This is a genomic window from Sphingomonadaceae bacterium OTU29LAMAA1 (assembly GCA_024072375.1).
Lineage (GTDB): Bacteria > Pseudomonadota > Alphaproteobacteria > Sphingomonadales > Sphingomonadaceae > Sphingomonas.
Map to the genome: position 1 here is coordinate 2,735,001 of CP099617.1, position 19,107 is coordinate 2,754,107.

A 19,107-nucleotide genomic window follows, 5' to 3' on the forward strand; every position below is an offset into this window, starting at 1 on the left:
AACGTTGAAAAGTTACCGGATGAGTTGTGTTTAGGGGTGAAAGGCCAATCAAGCCGGGAAATAGCTGGTTCTCCGCGAAAACTATTGAGGTAGTGCCTCGGATGGACACCCTAGGGGGTAGAGCACTGGATGGTTGCGGGGGTCGCGAGATCTACCAACACTAACCAAACTCCGAATACCTAGGAGTGATATCCGGGAGACAGACGGCGGGTGCTAAGGTCCGTCGTCAAAAGGGAAACAGCCCTGACCTACAGCTAAGGTCCCCAAGTCATCACTAAGTGGGAAAGCATGTGGAAATCCCAAAACAACCAGGAGGTTGGCTTAGAAGCAGCCATCCTTTAAAGAAAGCGTAACAGCTCACTGGTCTAAACAAGGGTTTCTGCGGCGAAGATGTAACGGGGCTAAAGTGATGCACCGAAGCTTAGGGTGTGCCCTTTTAAGGGTACGCGGTAGCGGAGCGTTCCGTAAGCCTGTGAAGCGATCTGGTAATGGGTCGTGGAGGTATCGGAAGTGCGAATGCAGACATGAGTAGCGATAAAGAGGGTGAGATGCCCTCTCGCCGAAAGACCAAGGGTTCCTGCGCAAGGCTAATCCGCGCAGGGTGAGCCGGCCCCTAAGACGAGCCCGAAGGGGGTAGTCGATGGGAACCACGTTAATATTCGTGGGCCTGGTGGTGTGTGACGGATGGTGTGTGTTGTACGGCCTTATCGGATTGGCCGTGCTTCGAAACTGTTCCAGGAAATAGCCCCACCGTATAGACCGTACCCGAAACCGACACAGGTGGTCAGGTAGAGTATACCAAGGCGCTTGAGAGAAGTGTCCTGAAGGAACTCGGCAAATTGCCTCCGTACCTTCGGAAGAAGGAGGCCCTCACAGCGCGCAAGCGTTATGAGGGGGCACAGGCCAGGGGGTAGCGACTGTTTAGCAAAAACACAGGGCTCTGCTAAGTCGGCTTCAAGACGACGTATAGGGCCTGACGCCTGCCCGGTGCCTGAAGGTTAAGTGGAGGGGTGCAAGCTCTGAAATGAAGCCCAGGTAAACGGCGGCCGTAACTATAACGGTCCTAAGGTAGCGAAATTCCTTGTCGGGTAAGTTCCGACCTGCACGAATGGCGTAACGACTTCCCCACTGTCTCCAGGACATGCTCAGCGAAATTGAATTCTCCGTGAAGATGCGGAGTACCCGCGGTTAGACGGAAAGACCCCGTGCACCTTTACTGCAGCTTCAGAGTGGCATTAGGAAAGAACTGTGTAGCATAGGTGGGAGGCTTTGAAGCGACGGCGCCAGCTGTCGTGGAGCCATAGGTGAAATACCACCCTGTTGTTTTCTGATGTCTAACCTCGTTCCGTAAGCCGGAACAGGGACCCTCTGTGGCGGGTAGTTTGACTGGGGCGGTCGCCTCCTAAAGAGTAACGGAGGCGCGCGATGGTGGGCTCAGGCCGGTTGGAAACCGGCTGTTAGAGTGCAATGGCATAAGCCCGCCTGACTGCGAGACTGACAAGTCGAGCAGAGACGAAAGTCGGTCATAGTGATCCGGTGGTCCCTCGTGGAAGGGCCATCGCTCAACGGATAAAAGGTACGCCGGGGATAACAGGCTGATAACCCCCAAGAGCTCATATCGACGGGGTTGTTTGGCACCTCGATGTCGGCTCATCACATCCTGGGGCTGGAGCAGGTCCCAAGGGTTTGGCTGTTCGCCAATTAAAGTGGTACGTGAGCTGGGTTCAGAACGTCGCGAGACAGTTTGGTCCCTATCTGCCGTGGGCGTCGAAATTTGAGAGGAGTTGACCCTAGTACGAGAGGACCGGGTTGAACGTACCTCTGGTGTACCTGTCGTCGTGCCAACGGCGCAGCAGGGTAGCTATGTACGGACGGGATAACCGCTGAAAGCATCTAAGCGGGAAGCCTCCCTCGAGATAAGATTTCATAGGACGGTCGGAGACCACGACCTTGATAGATCGGATGTGGAAGTGCGGTAACGCATGGAGCTAACCGATACTAATTGTCCTATTCGCGCTTGAGAGTCTCACACCATCAATGACAACACTGGGTCCAACCCAGCGTCAGCGACGGCGTGGATGAACATGCTCGACGCCAGAATATAAAACCTCGTGATTTTCACACAAAGGTGCATCGATTTTAGAACCCATCACAGTGCAAGCTGTGATGGATAAAGCCCAAACCACATCAAAATATCACTTTGATGTGCATGTCGTATCCGCCCGCTCCATTGCCTGGTGGCTATAGCGTCGGTGTCCCACCCGATCCCATCCCGAACTCGGCCGTGAAACCCGACTGCGCCAATGGTACTATCGCTCAAGCGATGGAAGAGTAGGTCGTCGCCAGGCATTGAAGCCGGCGGATACAAACATACAAAGCTTGGAACCCATCCACATGTCATCTGGTCCAACCAGACACCAACACCCCCGCATACACGCGGGGGCGTTGCCGTCTAAAACGACCGTTACCCGCATCGAAGTACCACTTCGATGCACCACGTCGCGGGGTGGAGCAGCCCGGTAGCTCGTCAGGCTCATAACCTGAAGGTCACAGGTTCAAATCCTGTCCCCGCAACCAACACACAAACAACCACACCGCCTCAGGATCCCCCGAGGCGGTTTTTTTGTGCCTTGACGCCGGTTCAGGGCGCCTCCCGTCGTCCCATCCAAATCCCCGGAAGACCAAAAACGTCGGTTTGCTCTCGGGAGTACCTTCTAGAAGGACCGCCCGGCACCACTGCCGGACTACCCCATGGCCCTGCCGTCATTCTTGCCGTCGCGCGACAGGGCAAAGGTGGCGCAATCGGGCAGGGCAGGGACCGGTGCTCGACACGCGTGTGCCGTCGTCACCACCCTCGAGCACGCGCCGCGTGCCTGGCATGGCCGCGACCGGAGCATCCTCGACAAGACGGTCGGTGATCGTCGAGCGACCGATCCCGACGATGCAGTTCGACGCGGAGGGCCGCACAGGCCGCGATCTTAAAAGAAACGGCCTCAAGCCGGCCGCCTGGCAGCATCAGAGGGGAAGTGAAGCGGCACGGAAACCATCATGCGCCAAGAAGCGCCCTACGCAGGTGATCGGTGCTCGCAGCCGCCGCAGGACGGATGGCGGCGAAGACGCCTGCCGCAAGATCGAACGGTCCGCGTGCGCCGGCTACGGATCCGATGCTGGCCTCACGCGCCGATGGGCTGCAACAGCAGGAACAGGTTCGCCACGACCGGCGGTCGGACCGGCGTACAGCGCCGCGCAACGGACAGTCGGTGCCACAAGCAAGGCGGTGAATGCGCATTACCGCCTCTTTCGAGTCAGTCGCGCGACGGGGCGGCGTCACGTGCGGCATCCCGCCCGCCGGTGTCGGCGCGCCTTGTTCGCGCGCCTTATCGTTCCTTTGCGCCGCATTTTCGCCGACGACGATTATCGTGATCAGGATGACGATGACCAGCACTAGCACGATTGCGGCGCACTCAGCCGACGTTTCGACGATCTCCGATTGTCGCTCATTCGCAACGTCATGATATTGTTGCGCTTTCATGTTTCCGCTCGGCGACTTTGGCGTTGAGGGGGGCATGTTTAGCGCGCTTTCGCACGTAATGGAGATCATACGGTGACGATCGGTTCCTCCGACCGACATGGCTCGAACGCGTGGCGATGCTGACGCTGACGCCACAGCCGATCGTGGATGCCGCGGACCGCGAGCGCGGTCTGAAACTGCTGGTGCGCGACGCGGTCTTCTCCGGGGGTGCAGGCGCGCTGACGTCCGGCGTCATCCTGACCGCGTTCGCCTTGCATCTCGGCGCGTCCAGTCTGATGATCGGGCTTCTCGCCAGCGCACCGTTCCTGACGCAGGTCCTGCAATTGCCCGCCATGGTGCTGGTCGAGCGCTGGCGGACCCGCAAGCGGATCGCGGTGCTGACCAGCCTGATCGGGCGGACGATGCTGGCGGTCATGGCCGGCGTCGCGTTCTTCGCTGGCAGCGGCGCGCTGCAGGTGTTTCTGGCCGCCCAGATCGTGTTGTGCGGCATGAGTGCGGTCGGCGCCTGCGCCTGGAATGCGTGGATGCGCGATCTGGCGCCGGAGGAGCGACTGGGTCAGGTGTTCGCCCGACGATCGCTGTGGCTGACCGCCATCGGTCTGGTGCTGGGTCTCGCCGCGGCACTGGCGCTGGAGGCGACGCCGCCTGCGTCCCCGGCGCGCAATTACGTGTTCGCGGGCATGTTCGCCGCGGGCTGTATCACCGGCCTGATCAGCGCTGCGGTGGTTGCGGCCATGCCCGAACCGCAGATGCCGCCCGCCGCCGGCCCGGCGTCGCTCCGCGACCTGCTTCGCTCGCCCTTCGCCGACGCCAACTTCAGACGGTTGCTGATGTTCGTGGCGAGCTCGCAATTCGCGATCAACTTCGCGACCCCCTTCTTCACGGTCTTCATCGTCCGCCAACTGCACTTCGACGTGAGCTTCGTCATGGTGCTCAACGCGGTCAGCCAGATCGCCAACATCGCCGCGGTCCGGCTGTGGGGCCGGTTGAGCGACCGATACGCCAACAAATCCGTCCTGGCGGTGTGCACCCCCGTCTACATCCTCGCCATCGTGGCGATGACGGGGGCATCGCAGTTCGGCCCGCGCGAGGTCGTGCAACTCTGGCTGGTGTTGCTGCATGTCGTCATGGGGGCGTCGATCGCCGGACTGACGCTGGCCAGCACCAACATTGCGCTGAAGCTGTCGCCGAAGGGATCGGCCACCGCCTATGTCGCGGTCAGCGCGATGACGACCGCGGTCGCGGCGGGATCGCACCGATCGTCGGCGGGCTGCTTGCCGAATTTTTCGGACGCCGCCAGTTCGAGCTCGTGGCGCGGTGGACCAGCCCCAACGGCATCGTCCGACTGCCGATCCTGCTTTCGCAATGGGATTTCTATTTCCTGATCGCCGGCGTCATCGGGTTGTACGCGATCCATCGGCTGTCGCTGGTCGCGGAGCACGGCGCGGTCGAACGGCGGGAGATGGTCGGCCGGGTGATCGAGGAGACCCGCCGCTCGATCCGCAATGTCTCCAGCGTGGCGGGGCTGCGGGCAGCGACCGACCTGCCGGGTACTCTGCTGCGCGATGCCCGCCTGCGCGTCCGCCTGCGCCGTGCACAGGCCGCGACACACCAGCACAGGCGTTCGTAACGCAGTTTATTTCGCATGTCGTACAACAACTTAACATCGTCGGGCACGGAGGCTACGACTGATGGCGACAACAATCCGGAACGATACAAAAACCGAGACGCGCCAGTCGGATGCGTCCGCCGTCGGCGCAAGCCTTCATGTCCTGTCGTTGCGCACCGATCTGGCTGACGGGCTGAAACGGCTCGGCACGTTCACGACCGGCGAATTCGATGTCGAGGTGGGCGAAGGCAGCGATTCGATCTGGGCGGTGATTCGCCGCACGGGACGCGGCGGGCTGGCGATACGGGCGGCCTATGCCCCGGGCGGCTTCACCCGGGTGACACGGCGCAAGGTTCGGCACGGACAGGCGCTGCACCTGGAGGCGATCAGCGCGATCGGGCGCCACCGCATCGTGCTGGAGGGCAGCGGTGTCGATCTGCACCGGTTTCGCGTGCGGGTGTGGCTGACGCCGGACCGGCCGCTGCTGATCCCGTTCCTGCCCCGCGACCTGTACCCCATCGATGCCAACGACGATCCGCTCGGTGCGCTGGGCCGGGTCGAGGCGGCGCAGCGCGGACCCAACACCGGGCTGATCTACCTGACGCTCGACCAGCCGGCGTTCGGGCATATCCTTTATGTGCAGGATCTGACCGCGCTGAACGGCTATTTCCACGCGACCGGCACCGCGCCGATGGGCATGGTCGGCGGCGAATGGCCGGAACTCGGCTATCTGCCGCCGACGCCGCCGCAGAGCGGGACGCCGCCGGTCGATCCGCTGCCCGCCGACAAGGAGACCGCGATCGGCGACGCCATACTGGTGCTGCGCGACATCGCCGGATCGTCCGAACAGGAAAAGGCGCGCCGGTTCGTGCAGATGCTGGGTGTCGCCTATACGGCGATGCAACTGCCCACCGTCGTCTACCGTGACTGGTTGGCGCGCGCGGAGCGGACGCTGAAGGACCTCGACGCCGCGCCCGAGGCGACGTGCGAGGCCTATGGCCATCGCTACATACGCCCGTACACCGCTGCGGAATATCCGGATTCGATGGTGCAGATGACGATCGTCGCGGCGCTGCACGATTATGCCCGCTGGACGGGCAAGCCGGTGCCGCTCGAAGCCGAACTGGCCAAGGGGATGGAGAAGTTCTTCGATGCCGACCTCGGCACGCTGCGTCGTTATCTGCCCAATGTCGGCGACGACAAGAATGCCGACGCGGTCGATGCCTGGTATCTCTACCATCCGCTCCGCAACCTCGCGCAACTCGCGCTCGATGGCGAGGACTGGGCGCGCGACCTGTTCCTGCGTTCGGTGGAATTCGGCATCCGGGCGGCGCATCACTTCGCCTACGACTTTCCGATCCAGTACGACGTCCGCGACTTTTCGGTCGTCACCGCAAAGCGCGGCGACCAGACGCACGGTCAGACCGATGTCGGCGGCTTCTATGCCTATGTGATGATCCTCGCCTTCGAACTGACGGGCGAGGCGCGCTATCTGGACGAGGGGCGCGCCGCCATCGACGCAGCGATGGGGATGCGGTTCGAGCTCGAATATCAAGCGAACCTGACCGCGTGGGGTGCCACCGCCTGCATGCGGCTGTGGCGGATCACCGGCCGCTCCGAATATCGCGAGCAGGCCTATGTCTATCTCGCCAGCTTCTTCCATAATTGCGAGATCTGGGAATCCCAGATCGCCGCTGCCAAGCATTACAGCAACTTCTTCGGTGCGACCGCTCTGCACGATGCCCCCTACATGGCGCTATACGAATGTTTCGACAGCTTCGCAGCATTCGAGCGCGTCCTGCATGACAGCGGGCCGGAACTGGACCCGGCAGCGCGGATGCTGATCACCGAATATTGCAAATTCGTCCTGCACCGGGCGTGGTTCTATTATCCCGACGCATTGCCAAAGGAGTGTCTCGCGACCGAATGGCGCAACGGTCACGTCGACCGCGCACTCTCGTTTCCGGTCGAGGATCTCTACGCCGACGGACAGCCGCCGGGGCAGGTCGGGCAGGAGGTCTACGGCGCCGGCGCGCCCTTCATCTTGGCATCGCGAGCCTTCCACGTGCTCGAAGGGGCCGCGTTCCAGATTTATTGCAACCATCTGATCGTGGCTGGCGAACGCACCGGCGAGCGCGCGCACAGCCTGACGCTGATCGGCGGCGATCAATGCACCGCGCTGCTCGCGGTGGTGAGGCGGGGGCGGCGCGCCCTGCCCGCGTGCAAGCTGATGCTGGCCGATGGGGACAGCGTGCGGCCGTCGCAGGTGACGGACGACCGTATCGAATGGCTGGTCCCCGCCAATGCGCGAGCGATCCTGAACTGGAGCGACGCATGACGATGACGGGCAAGCGTATCCTGCTGACCGGCGGAACGACGGGCATCGGGCGGGCGATGCTGATCGCCTTCGCCCGCGCCGGCGCGCGGGTCGTGACGCTGGGCCGGGAGGCCGCGGCGCTGGACGAGGCACTGGAGGTCGCACGCGCGTGCGGCGGCGAGTTGCATGGACTGACCGCGGATCTCGCCAGGCGGGAGGATATCGCACGCATCTTCGACGCGGTCGACGAACGACTGGGCGGGCTCGACATCCTCGTGTCGAACGCGGCGCTGGGCGCGGACCCGATCGACGCGATGGCGGACGAGGCGTGGCGCTACGTCATCGACGTGAACCTCGTCGGCGCGCTCGCCTGCACGCGCGGCGCGCTCGACCGGCTCGGCAAGGGCGGGCAGATCGTCATCATCGGCTCGATCAGCGCCGACATCCACGCGCCGGGCGAGAGCGTCTATTCCGCCACCAAGGCCGGGTTGCAGGCGTTCGCCGAGACGCTGCGCAAGGAAGTGGAGGACCGCGACATCCGCGTCAGCCTGGTCGAACCGGGTACCGCCGGATCGGACATGCAGCAGGCCGATGCCGACGAACAGCGCGACAGGATCGCGCGCGCCGAAATGCTGCGGGCGGAGGATATCGCCGAGGCGGTGTCGTTCATCCTGACGCGGCCGACGCGGGTCGACATCGTGTCGCTGCGTATCGAGCCGCGGGTGCAGGCGCTTTCGTGACCCGGCGAAACGCGGGCTGCACCCGCTCGATCGGACGCCGCCTTTCCGGAGTGATCGACGCATGAAAGCCGCATTGAAGACCGCCGACGGCCGTTTCACCATCGAAGAGGTCGAGGAGCCCGCGCTGCCCGCCGCCGACTGGGCCAAGGTCCGCATCCGCGTCGCGGGCATCTGCGGCACTGACCTGCGCCACTGGAAAAAGCCGGAAGAGCAGCTGCGTTGCTGTATCATGGGCCATGAGATGGCCGGCGAGGTGGTCGAGGTCGGCGCGGATGTGACCCGCGTCAAGCCGGGGGACCGGGTGCTGGTCGAATCGGTGCTCGGTTGCGGCCGTTGCGACTGGTGTCGCGCGCGCTAGTATAATCGCTGCCCCGACCTCTATCCGACCCGCCGGGCCAGCGTGTCGCGCGCCTATGCCGAATATGTCGCCGGCCCGCAGCACAAGCTCTACCGGTTGCCCGATCATGTCGGCTTCGACGACGCGGCGCTGCTCGACACCTATGCGGTTTGCCTTCACGCGCAGCATCTGTCCGGCCTGACGATCAACGCAAAGGTCGCGATCGTCGGCGCCGGGCCGATCGGACTCGGCCAGATGATGCTGGCGAAGGCGAGCGGCGCAGACGTGCTGATCGTCGACACGGTGGCGCATTCTCTGGACGTCGCCCGCGAACTCGGCGCCGACCGGACCGTCCTGTCGAGCGAGGTCGATCCCGTCGCTGCCGCCATGGACTTTTCGGGCGGCCGCGGCTGCGACGTGGTGTTCGAGTGCGCCGGCGGCACCGCGATGCCCGTCACCCTGCCGCTGGCGACGAAACTGGTGCGGCGCGGCGGCAAAGTCATATTGGTCGGCGGGTTCGACGAGGGAGAAACCAGCATCGCACTGGAATGGCAGCGCCTCCAGATGAGCGAGATCGCGCTGATCCCGAGCGCCAGCTTCGCCTTCCACGACCTCTATCCCGAGCAGGAAGAAGTGCTCGAACTCGTCGCCCGCGGCAAGCTCCGGACGCAAAAGCTCATCACGCATCGTTTTCCTCTGGATCGGATCAACGACGCGTTCGACATCGCGCAAGACAAGGATCGCACCGGCGCGATATTCGTCGCCTTGATGATCTAGAACCGATCGACATTCAGCGTTCGGCGGACGTTTCTCTTTATATCGTCGCCCCGGAACACGTCCGGGGTGACGATGTCTCTTGGGCAGCCTTATCCATTCAAGTCCGAATGTCGATCAGCCCTAGGTCGGACCGGACGGGTCACTGGCGCCGGCCTTCTTCGGGAACGCGAATCCAACCGTCCCGCTCCGACGAGCGAAGGGGATGTCTGCCGACGTACGGCGCTTCGAAGCGGCGGCGAAAGGGAGATACCGGCTGCCCCGCCCTGTATGATGTTGCAAACGCATCGCAATAGCCTAGTAGCGCTGACGTCAACCAGTTCGGCGGGTCCCACATTGAAGACGTTCTATCGATCGGCATCGTTGCTTGCGCTCATCGCAGGCCAGCCGGCCTTTGCACAAGCGCAGGATCGGCCGTCCGAGACCGATCCGGAGATCGTCGTCACCGCGCAGCAGCAGCGCGCGCAGGTCACGAGTGAAGGCTCGCTCGGAGCGTTGGGGGAGCGGGGAGCGCTGGAGAGCCCGTTCAATGTTCGCAACTATACCTCGCAGCTGATCCTGGACCAACAGGCCGAGACGCTTGGAGACGTTCTGGAGAACGATCCGTCGGTGCGGACGACACAGGGGTTCGGAAACCAGTCCGAACTGTTCGTCATTCGTGGTTTTCCGCTGGCGGGCGACGACGTCGCGCTGGACGGGCTGTACGGCATCACGCCGCGCCAGCTCGTCTCGCCCGAATTGTACGACCGCGTGCAGGTGCTGAACGGATCCAGCGCCTTCCTGTTCGGCGCAGCGCCCGGCGGCAGTGGTCTGGGCGGCGGGATCAACCTGATCCCGAAGCGCGCGGACATGACGCTGCTGCGGGCGACGGCAAGCTACGCCGGCGACAGCGTCTTTGGCGGCAATATCGATCTGGGTACGCGTTTCGGTGCCAATGATGCATTCGGTATCCGCGTCAACGGCGTCTATCGCGACGGAGACACCCCGATCGATGACGAGCGGCGCAGCGTGCGCGTCGCCGGAGCTGATTTCGACTTCCGTTCCGGACCTGGCCGCTTCTTCCTTGATGTCGGTTACGAAGACCAGCGCGTCTATCAACCGCGACCACAGGTGCGCCTAGCCAACACCACGCTCGCGATCCCGCGCGTGCCGGGGGCGTATGCGAATTACGCGCAGCCCTGGGCGTTCACCAGGCTGCGCGATGTCTATGCGCTCGCGCGGGCCGAGGTGGACGTGGCGCCGGACTGGACCGTCTATCTCGCCGCCGGCCTGCGCGACGGGCGCGAGGACGGTGGTTACGCGACGCCGACCGTCACCAATTCGGCAACGGGTGCAGCGACGCAGGCACGCCTGTTCGTCCCCCGCGAAGACAATAATGAAAGCGGCCAGATCGGCGTGCGTGGCAAGTTCACGGTTGCCGGTACCAGCCACGCGATCGGCGTTGGCGGGACGCTCAATCTCGCCGAGAACAGGAATGCCTTCGCGTCGGGTGGCTATCGTACCGCGACCGGCGGTACCAGCACGACCACGATCACCAACATCTACGCGCCTGTCGCCGTCGCGCGGCCGGTCGACCTGCCCGGCACCGGCGGCGATCTGGCCAACCCTCCGCGGGCGTCGCGAACGGAATTCGGCAGCCTGTTCGTATCCGACACGGTGGGGTTGTTCGACGACCGGGTGCTGGTGACGGGCGGCGTTCGCCAGCAGAACCTGACGGTGGAGGCGTTCAACCGCGTCACCTTCGGCCGGGCCAGCCGCTACGATCGATCGGCGACCACGCCGGTCGTCGGCATCGTCGTTCGTCCGACCGCGACCCTCTCGTTCTATGGCAACCGGATCGAGGGGCTGGTTCAGGGGCCGACAGCACCGGTCAACGGCACGATCACCAACCCCGGCGAGGTGTTCGAGCCCTATCGCACCACGCAATATGAGATCGGCGCCAAATGGCAGGTCCGCCGCCTGACCGCGACGCTGGCGCTATACCGGACGACGCAGCCCAACGGCTACAGCATCGCGACGCCGACGACGGCCAGTCCTGCCGCTACCACCTTCGTCGTCGACGGGCGGCAACGCAATCAGGGTATCGAACTGGGCTTCAATGGCGAGCCGGTCGACTGGCTGCGCGTCATCGGCGGGGGATCGATCAACGACGCCACGCTGCGACGCACCGCGGGCGGGCTGACCGATGGCAACGACGCGATCGGCGTGCCGGACTATCAGGTCAACCTGGGACTGGAGGTGATCCCGCCGTTCCTGCATGCCGCGACGGTGACCGGCCGCGTCGTCCACACCGGTCGCCAGTACCTCGACGTGACCAATCGCCAGCGGCTGGACGACTGGACCCGGTTCGACCTGGGGCTGCGCTATATCCTCGTCGCCGACGACCATCCGGTCACGTTGCGCGTCAGCGCCGAGAACGTCGCGAACCGGCGCTATTGGACCTCGGCGTTCGGCGGCTATCTGTTGCAGGGGCAACCGCGCACCGCCAAGGCCTCGATCACGGTCGAATATTGATGCGCACGCGGACCGTGCGGACGTGGTGCTGGGTCCATAAATGGACCAGCCTCGTCTGCACGCTGTTCCTGTTCATGCTGTGCCTGACCGGCCTGCCGTTGATCTTCCACGACGAGATCGATGCGGCGTTCGACGATCGACCTCCGCTCGCGGCCTTGCCTGCGGGCACGCCGCAATTGCCACTCGACGCATTCGTGCGCACGGCAATGCGGATGTACCCCGGCGAACGGCCGCTGTTCATGAGCTTCGACGACGATCGGCCGGTCGCCAACGTCACCACCGGAAAGGTGGCGCAGCCAGGCCGCGGGAACCTCCACATCACCGCGATCGACCGGCGCACGGCGCAGCCGGTCGGCGCGCTGGACGAGGAAGCCGGGATCATGGCGATCATCCTGCGGTTGCACGTCGACATGTTCGCCGGTCTGCCGGGCAAGCTGTTCCTCGGCTTCATGGGGTTCCTGTTCTGCGTGTCGATCGTGTCGGGGATCGTGGTCTACGCGCCGTTCATGCGCAAACTGGCGTTCGGCGAGGTCCGCACGACCCGCAGTCGCCGCACCCGCTGGCTCGATCTGCACAACCTTCTCGGCATCGCTACCGCGATGTGGCTGGGTGTCGTCGGGTTGACCGGCGTCATCAATACGCTGTCGGAGACGCTGGTGGCGGTATGGCGCAGCGATCAGTTGACCGCGCTGACCAGACCCTATGAGAGGCAGCCGCCGCTGCCTGTGGCCGCATTCGGCCCGCTCGACGCTGCGGTCCGCACCGCCCGTGCCGCGGCGCCCGGCACCGATCCGCAGTTCGTGGCATTCCCCGGCACCCGCTTCAGCAGCGAACACCATTACGCGGTATGGCTGAAGGGGGCGACGCCGGCGACGCGCCAGCTGCTGACCCCGGCGTTGATCGATGCGCGCACGGGGCGGCTGACGGCGATGCGGTCGATGCCGTGGTACATGCTGGCGCTGCGCCTGTCGCAGCCACTGCATTTCGGCGACTATGGTGCCCTGCCGCTCAAGATCATCTGGGCGCTGCTGGACGTGATCGCTATCGTCGTCCTCGGTAGCGGTATCTATCTGTGGCTGGGCCGCCGGCGAAAGGCAGCGACGGCATGACGCGCCGGGGCGGCACGTTCGGCATCCCCGTCGCCCTGGCAGCGATCAGCCTGATCGCGCTGATCGCCGGATTGCTGGGTGACGGGGCTGTCGACTGGATCGCCTGGGCCGGTCTGACCCTGCCGCTGGCGCTGATCGCCATCGCCGTCGGCCGGACCGTCCGTCACTGACCCCCGGCCGCTCGCTGTTGCGCGGCCCGTTCGGTCAGCGTCCTGAGCGTCTCGTCGAACCGGCCCTCCCGTTCGGCCTGGCGCAGGAACTGCACCTCGTCGACTAGGATTTCGCGTGGCGTCGGTGTCTGTGCGAACTGTGCGGCGACCGCGTCCGCGAATGCCTCGAGCGGCATATAGCCCGGCCGGTTCGCCTGCCCCGGCGTCAGATCGGTCTGCACGCCCGGCGGCGCCAGCTCGATCACCTCGACCTTGCCCTCCAGCTGGGTGCGGAGCGACACGGTATAGGAATGCATCGCCGCCTTGCTGGCCGAATAGGTCGGTGCGGCGACCAGCGGCACATAGGCGAGGCCGGAGGTCACCGTGACGATCGCGGCATCGGGCTGCCGCGTCAGGTGATCGACCAGCGCGTCCGTCAGCCGGATCGGCCCGAGGATGTTGATGGCGAGGGTCGCGGCGGCGTCGGCAAGATCGCGCGATGTCGTCAGATCCTCGAACGTCATGATGCCGGCATTGTTGAACAGGACGTTGAGCGACGGGAAGTCGGCAACGACCCGTTCCGCAAATGCTGCCACCGCGGCTTCGTCCTCGACGTCGAGAGTCATGGTGTGGATGCGCTCGCGCCCTGCGGCGGCGCGATCCAGCGCCTCCTGCCGGCGGCCGGCGATGATGACGGTGTCGCCGCGATCATGGAAGCGGTGCGCCAGCGCCTCGCCGATACCGCTGCCGCCGCCGGTCATCAGAATGGTATTGCCGCTGGTCTTCATCGCAGTCGCTCCGGGTCATGGTCGTGATCATGGCCCTCAATGATCGTCGACCGCGAACGTTCATCGCGGCGGACGACAGTTCGGCATAGGGTGGGGAACCGGATGGCGGCCACGCTCGCTTGCACCTCTCGGCGGTATAATCTTGTGTATTCGGTGACGTCAGCGAGTTGGCCTGTCTCCGCGATGCCTGCGACGGAGACGATCGGACCATGTTCATCCTGCTCGGTGCGGCCCTGGGGGCGGCGATGATACCCGGTCAAGCCACCCCGACGCGAAGGGAGATCACGCCAGGTACGATCGCGATCAGCACCGCCTCGACGCTGCCGGCGGAAACGAGCCGGGTGTTCGACGATGCGGTCCAGCAGGCGCTGTTGCGCCTGAGCTTCACGCCGCTGCCCGGACAGGGTCACGGACGCTATATCGCGCGGGTGGAGGTGACGCGTACGTCGCGTGGCGTCGTGGCCGCGGATATCCCGTCATCGTCCCCGCCGCTGGCGGCGCTGAACGGCAGCGTCAGCCTCGCGCTTCCGCCCGGCGGCGATCGGTTGAGCGATCTGGTGGTGACCGAGCTGACGGTCGTCATCTCGCGACGGACCGATGCGCAGATCGTCTGGTCGGGACGGGCCGTCACGGCTCGCGTCACCGGCACGCGTGCCGGTGCAATCGATCAGGTTGCCCGGACCTTGGCCGACGCCGTGCTGGCATCGTTCCCGCGTCAGGCCGGCAGCGCGATATCGGTGCCCTGAGCGGCATCAAGGATTGGCGTCAGCTCCAGTGGCGCACCGCACCGGTATCGACATGGACGAAGCCGTCGTGCGGATAATAGCCGACCCCGCCGCCGCGCAACGACAATGCGGCATCGCGCAGCCGGCCGAGCGGCACGCCGGGGATGGCGATGTCGGTGGCCTTGCCGAGCATATGCTGGCTTTTGCTGGCGACGCCGTGCGACCGGGCGTGCATCATCCCGTTGGTCTTCGGACTGCGATAGGCGGAGATCAGCTTCAGCGGCTTGTGTGGCGCCACATCGAGCCGGTCGCGGACGTGCACCAGCAGATCGAGCAACCGGGGGTCCATGACGCGCGTCGCACCCGTGCGCCAGTCACGCATCGCGTGGTTCAGCTCGGCCAGCCCATCGGCACGATAGCGGCCATCGGCGAAGAAGCAGGCGTCGTATCGTTCGCCGGTGTTCGGGTTGGTCAGCGCGAGGCGGCGTTCCGGCGTGCGGGCGGACACCCGTTCGGACAGGGCGGCCATCACCAGAGCAGCGGTCCCGCCACCAATCAGGTTACGACGGGATAACAGGGAATGGGGCAATGTTGGATTCCGGTGATGAGAGCTGCCGCGTTTACAACATGATGCGGTGAATCTTCCGTTTACCCGCGGGACGCCGGCGGGCATTCGTCGCGGCGTTTCCACCGTTCACCCGATCGTCATCCGCGATACGCCAGACGGGCGTCCGATATCGGGTGCTGTCCGGCGTTGCCGGAGCCGACCCGGTCGGTGGCGCGTTCAGCCAGAAATTTCGGGAGTGATGTGTGCGTTCAACATGGGGAAAGTCGCTGACGCTGGGGCTGCTGCTGTCGGCATGTAGCGTCGAGGTCGTGCCGGATCAGAACACGACGGCGGCCACGGCCGAACCGGGCGAGGCGGCGGCGCCCGCCCGGTGGAGCGACCGGACGAGCGGGCAGTTGCGCAAGGCGATCGAGGGGCGCGCGGCGCATGGCCTCGATCATGTCGCGTTCGCAGCGGCCGACGGCGGTGCCGACCAGACCGCTCAGGCATTGCGCTTCGCTACCGCGTTGAGCCGCGGCGCAACCGATCCGACGAAATTGTACGAGGTCTACACCGTGCCGCGGCCGGAGGGCGACCTCAAGGCCGGGTTGGCCGCTGCGTTGCGCGCCGGCGACCTGACCGCATGGCTCGACAGCCTCGCGCCGCAGGACGACAATTACCGACGGCTGTCGGCGGCGTATCTGAAGCTGCGACAGCAGCCCGCCGCGCCGGTCGCGGGGATCGCCGTCACCGGTAAGGCGATCGAGCCGGGCGCGGCCGATCCGCGGCTTGCCGCGATCGCGCGCGAACTGGTGGTGCTGGATTACCTCGCTGCGGATGCGGCGCAGGGTGACCGCTACAGCTCCGCGATGGTTGCCGCGGTGCGGCGGATGCAGGCGGATTACGCGATGAAGCCCGACGGCATCATCGGCAGCGAGGCGCTCGCCATCCTCAACATGTCGGATGCCGACCGCAGCCGCGCGATCGCCGTGGCGATGGAACGTCTGCGCTGGCTGCAGCGCGACCCGCCGGCGACGCGGATCGACGTCAACCTTGCGGCGGCACGGCTGACCTATTGGCGCGACGGCAAGATCGTCGACAGTCGCAAGGTGATCGTCGGCGAACCGGATACGGAAACACCGCAATTGGGCTCGCCGATCTTCCGGCTAGTGGCGAATCCGACGTGGACGGTGCCGCGCTCGATCCAGGAAAAGGAGATCGCGAAGAAGGGCGCCGGCTATCTGAAGGCCAACAACATGGTCTGGAAGGACGGCTGGATCGTGCAGCAGCCCGGCCCGAAGAATTCGCTGGGGCTGGTGAAGTTCGACATGCAGAACGAACATGCGATCTATCTGCACGACACGCCGGCCAAGCCACTGTTCGCGATGGTGCAGCGCCAGCGCAGCCATGGCTGCGTCCGGGTGGAGGATGCACTCGGCTTCGCCGAGATGCTGGCCAGGGATCAGGGTGTGGTCGACCAATGGCATCAGGCGCGCGAGACCGGCAAGGAGACCTTCGTCAAGCTGCCGCGGCAGATCCCGGTGCGCATGCTGTACCAGACGGTGCTGTTCGACGACGCCGGCGAACCGGTCGTGCGCAACGATCCCTATGGCTGGGACGACCGGGTCGGTGCGGCGCTGGGATTCAAGGCGGGCAAGGCGCTGCGCGTGCAGAGCGGTGCCGCGGATGTCGGGCCCTGATCCATGCCCCGTTGCCGGCGGCGCGGTGACGGTGCGGGGATAGCGGCGGAACGGGCGCGGGGTATCATCCGTATCCCTCACGACACTGAACGGACGGGATAGACACATGGCGCTCAGCTCGCGCCTTTCCGGGCGCGTTGCGGCGCGTGCGCATCATTCGCCGGCGGCGGCGTTCCTGCAGAAGATCGAGCCGTTCTTCGCGATCGGCCAGATTTCCGGCGGGCCGCTGCTGCTGGCGTCGATCGTGGCACTGGTCGTCGTCAATTCGCCGATCGGGGCAGATTACGTACGGCTGTGGGACCGGCCGGTGGAGATCCGCTATGGCGCGTGGTCGATCGCGCGGCCGGCGGCGGAATGGATCAACGATGCGCTGATGCCGCTGTTCTTCCTGATCATCGGCACGGAAGTGAAGCGTGAATTCGTCAAGGGATCGCTGTCGTCGCTCAGGACGGCGGCATTCCCCGTGGCCGGCGCGATCGGCGGGCTGATCGTACCGGTGGCGCTGTACCTCGCGTTCAACCATGGCACCGATACGCAGCACGGCTGGGGCGTCGTCGCGGCGATGGATACCGCATTCAGCCTTGCTATCGTCGCGATGTTCACCACCCGGCTGCCGCCCGCCGTACGGGCGGTGCTGCTGGCGTTCGCAGCGATCGACGACGTGTTCGGGCTGCTGGTGATCGCGATCGCCTATACGGCGACGATCCATCCCTGGTTCCTGGCGATCGCGGGTGTCGCCTATCTCGGCATCGTCGGCCTGCTGCGGCTGCGCTGGGTGGCGCCGATCCCCTATGTGCTGCTGGGCATCGTCGTGTGGATCGGCGTGTTCGGATCGGGTGTCCACGCGACCATCGCGGGCGTCGCCGTGGGCCTGTTGCTACCGACCAGTTCACGCCTGTCGGAGCGGCGTTTCGCCGAGCGGGTGCAGCATCCGGTCGACGCCTTCCAGCAGGCCCATCGCGCCGCCGAGCAGGCCGACGACGATGCGGAAGCGGAGGAACGGCGCGAGGAGGCGCAGCAGCGGCTGGGCTATATCCACGAAATGGCGGCGGCGACGGACGAGGCGGCGGAGCGACTGGTCCGCGTGCTGACGCCGTGGGTGTCGTACATCGTCCTGCCGCTGTTCGCGCTGTCCAACGTACGCATCCACTTTTCCCCCGCCCTGATCGCCGAGGCGCTGCATGCGCCGCTGAGCCTGGGCGTCGTCGCGGGGCTGGTGATCGGCAAGCCGCTCGGATTCCTCGGCGCGACGTGGCTCGCCACCAGATCGGGCCGTGCGGCGCTGCCCGAGGGCGTTACCTGGGGCATGGTGCTGGGTATCGGCGGAGTCGCGGGGATCGGCTTCACCATCTCGCTGTTCATCGCCGAGCTGGCGTTCGAGCGGCCGGAGCAGACCGAACAGGCTTCGCTCGCGATCCTCGCGGCATCACTGATATCCGGCCTGTTCGGCTATATCATGTTCTGGCGTGCCGCGGCCCGCGACGGCGACGCGCATTGATCGCTCAGCCCGCGCGGTTCGCCGCCACCAGTCCCGCCAGATAGGGGTGGGCGAGCACCCGGTCGGCGTTGCGCGACCCGGCGAGATGATCGTTGACCAGCCGATCCCCTGCCACCGTGCGATACAATGCGACACACGCATCGATCCGCCGGAAGTTCGCCCCCGCGGCAGCCGCACGGGTGTAGAAATCCCAGTCGTTGCAGTTGCGGAAGCTGGGATCGAAGCCGCCGACCGCGAACACCGTCTCGCGCCGGACGATCGACCAGGACGGGCCGACGACGCCGCCGGTGGCAAGCGCGGCGCGGATATCGCCGCCGTTCCAGCCGCATTCCGGCTCGCCCGGTGCGCTGCCATGCTCGACCCGCGCGAAATGGCCGACGACGATATCCGCCTTGCGCATCGCCCCCGCCCCGAGCAGCGCACCTGCCGCACCGGGCAGCCAGACGTCGTCGCTGTCGAGGAAGGCGATCCACGTCGAACGGCACAGCGCGGCGCCGACGTTGCGGGCGTTCGAGGCGCCGCCGTTGCGTGGCAGGATCGCCGCTTCGACCCGGCCGGGATGGGCGTCGGCAACCGCGCGGATCACGGTCGCGCTGTCGTCGTTCGATCCGTCGTCGACCACGATCACCCGGACGGGTGCATGATCCTGCGCCAGCACGCTGGCGACCGCATCGGCGACGACATGGGCGCGATCGTGACAGGGAATGACGACGTCATAGTCCGGCAGTGCGAGGTCGATCGGAAACATATCGGTAACAAGAGACATCG

Annotated in this window: 16 protein-coding genes, 1 tRNA gene and 2 rRNA genes (1 of these 19 cut by a window edge); 15 read left to right on the top strand and 4 right to left on the bottom strand. The window is 65.3% G+C overall.

All coding sequences use genetic code 11. The features are described from left to right. The 3 genes from NF699_13305 to NF699_13315 all read left to right on the top strand — a co-directional run. Positions 1-2,022, top strand: a 23S ribosomal RNA gene (locus tag NF699_13305); it begins 777 nt to the left of the window's first position. A 211-nt stretch (positions 2,023-2,233) separates the two neighbouring features. Continuing rightward, positions 2,234-2,348: ribosomal RNA gene (gene rrf / locus NF699_13310) — 5S ribosomal RNA — on the top strand. A 152-nt stretch (positions 2,349-2,500) separates the two neighbouring features. Then, positions 2,501-2,577, top strand: a tRNA-Met gene (locus tag NF699_13315). A gap of 469 nt (positions 2,578-3,046) precedes the next feature. Here the strand turns inward: NF699_13315 and NF699_13320 are convergent. Continuing rightward, on the bottom strand, positions 3,047-3,601 hold the full coding sequence (locus NF699_13320; GenBank protein ID USU04031.1) for a hypothetical protein: 555 nt from the start codon (positions 3,599-3,601) through the stop codon (positions 3,047-3,049). Between the two features lie 47 nt (positions 3,602-3,648). Here NF699_13320 and NF699_13325 point away from each other — a divergent pair, with 47 nt between their 5' ends. The 9 genes from NF699_13325 (at position 3,649) to NF699_13365 (ending at position 13,102) form a co-directional block, all read left to right on the top strand. After that, a complete protein-coding gene (locus NF699_13325; GenBank protein ID USU04032.1) occupies positions 3,649-4,917 on the top strand; it encodes an MFS transporter in 1,269 nt (422 codons plus the stop codon). Then, positions 4,842-5,162, top strand: a complete 321-nt coding sequence (locus NF699_13330; GenBank protein USU04033.1) for a hypothetical protein — start codon at positions 4,842-4,844, stop codon at positions 5,160-5,162. Before NF699_13325 ends, NF699_13330 begins: the two co-directional genes overlap by 76 nt. A 61-nt stretch (positions 5,163-5,223) precedes the next feature. After that, on the top strand, positions 5,224-7,479 hold the full coding sequence (locus NF699_13335) for a hypothetical protein (protein USU04034.1): 2,256 nt from the start codon (positions 5,224-5,226) through the stop codon (positions 7,477-7,479). Continuing rightward, positions 7,476-8,198, top strand: a complete 723-nt coding sequence (locus NF699_13340) for an SDR family oxidoreductase (protein ID USU04035.1) — start codon at positions 7,476-7,478, stop codon at positions 8,196-8,198. The genes NF699_13335 and NF699_13340 overlap by 4 nt, the downstream gene beginning before the upstream one ends. Before the next feature lie 61 nt (positions 8,199-8,259). After that, on the top strand, positions 8,260-8,556 hold the full coding sequence (locus NF699_13345; GenBank protein ID USU04036.1) for an alcohol dehydrogenase catalytic domain-containing protein: 297 nt from the start codon (positions 8,260-8,262) through the stop codon (positions 8,554-8,556). A 42-nt stretch (positions 8,557-8,598) separates the two neighbouring features. Then, positions 8,599-9,312, top strand: coding sequence for a zinc-binding dehydrogenase (locus tag NF699_13350; GenBank protein USU04037.1), 714 nt, complete (start codon positions 8,599-8,601; stop codon positions 9,310-9,312). A 360-nt stretch (positions 9,313-9,672) separates the two neighbouring features. Then, positions 9,673-11,823: a TonB-dependent receptor gene (locus tag NF699_13355; GenBank protein USU04038.1), complete on the top strand. Its 2,151-nt coding sequence runs from the start codon at positions 9,673-9,675 to the stop codon at positions 11,821-11,823. Beyond that, a complete protein-coding gene (locus NF699_13360; protein ID USU04039.1) occupies positions 11,823-12,932 on the top strand; it encodes a PepSY domain-containing protein in 1,110 nt (369 codons plus the stop codon). Before NF699_13355 ends, NF699_13360 begins: the two co-directional genes overlap by 1 nt. Further along, positions 12,929-13,102: a hypothetical protein gene (locus tag NF699_13365; GenBank protein USU04040.1), complete on the top strand. Its 174-nt coding sequence runs from the start codon at positions 12,929-12,931 to the stop codon at positions 13,100-13,102. Before NF699_13360 ends, NF699_13365 begins: the two co-directional genes overlap by 4 nt. Here NF699_13365 and NF699_13370 read toward each other — a convergent pair. Beyond that, positions 13,096-13,869: an SDR family oxidoreductase gene (locus tag NF699_13370; protein ID USU04041.1), complete on the bottom strand. Its 774-nt coding sequence runs from the start codon at positions 13,867-13,869 to the stop codon at positions 13,096-13,098. The two genes, NF699_13365 and NF699_13370, sit on opposite strands and share 7 nt — an antisense overlap. Positions 13,870-14,078: 209 nt before the next feature. On the opposite strand from NF699_13370, the gene NF699_13375 reads away from it, so the two are divergent. Beyond that, entirely contained in the window at positions 14,079-14,615 is a 537-nt protein-coding gene (locus tag NF699_13375; GenBank protein ID USU04042.1) for a hypothetical protein, read from the top strand. Between the two features lie 19 nt (positions 14,616-14,634). On the opposite strand, the gene NF699_13380 is transcribed toward NF699_13375, so the two are convergent. Beyond that, on the bottom strand, positions 14,635-15,123 hold the full coding sequence (locus NF699_13380; protein USU04043.1) for a DUF882 domain-containing protein: 489 nt from the start codon (positions 15,121-15,123) through the stop codon (positions 14,635-14,637). A gap of 281 nt (positions 15,124-15,404) precedes the next feature. On the opposite strand from NF699_13380, the gene NF699_13385 reads away from it, so the two are divergent. After that, positions 15,405-16,841, top strand: a complete 1,437-nt coding sequence (locus NF699_13385) for a L,D-transpeptidase family protein (GenBank protein USU04044.1) — start codon at positions 15,405-15,407, stop codon at positions 16,839-16,841. Positions 16,842-16,947: 106 nt separating this feature from the next. Then, the gene (nhaA, locus tag NF699_13390; protein ID USU04045.1) at positions 16,948-18,339 is read left to right on the top strand and encodes a Na+/H+ antiporter NhaA; all 1,392 of its coding nucleotides are present in this window, start codon (positions 16,948-16,950) and stop codon (positions 18,337-18,339) included. Between the two features lie 4 nt (positions 18,340-18,343). Here the strand turns inward: nhaA and NF699_13395 are convergent, their stop codons facing one another. Then, entirely contained in the window at positions 18,344-19,105 is a 762-nt protein-coding gene (locus tag NF699_13395; GenBank protein ID USU04046.1) for a glycosyltransferase family 2 protein, read from the bottom strand. Between the last annotated feature and the right edge of the window lie 2 nt (positions 19,106-19,107).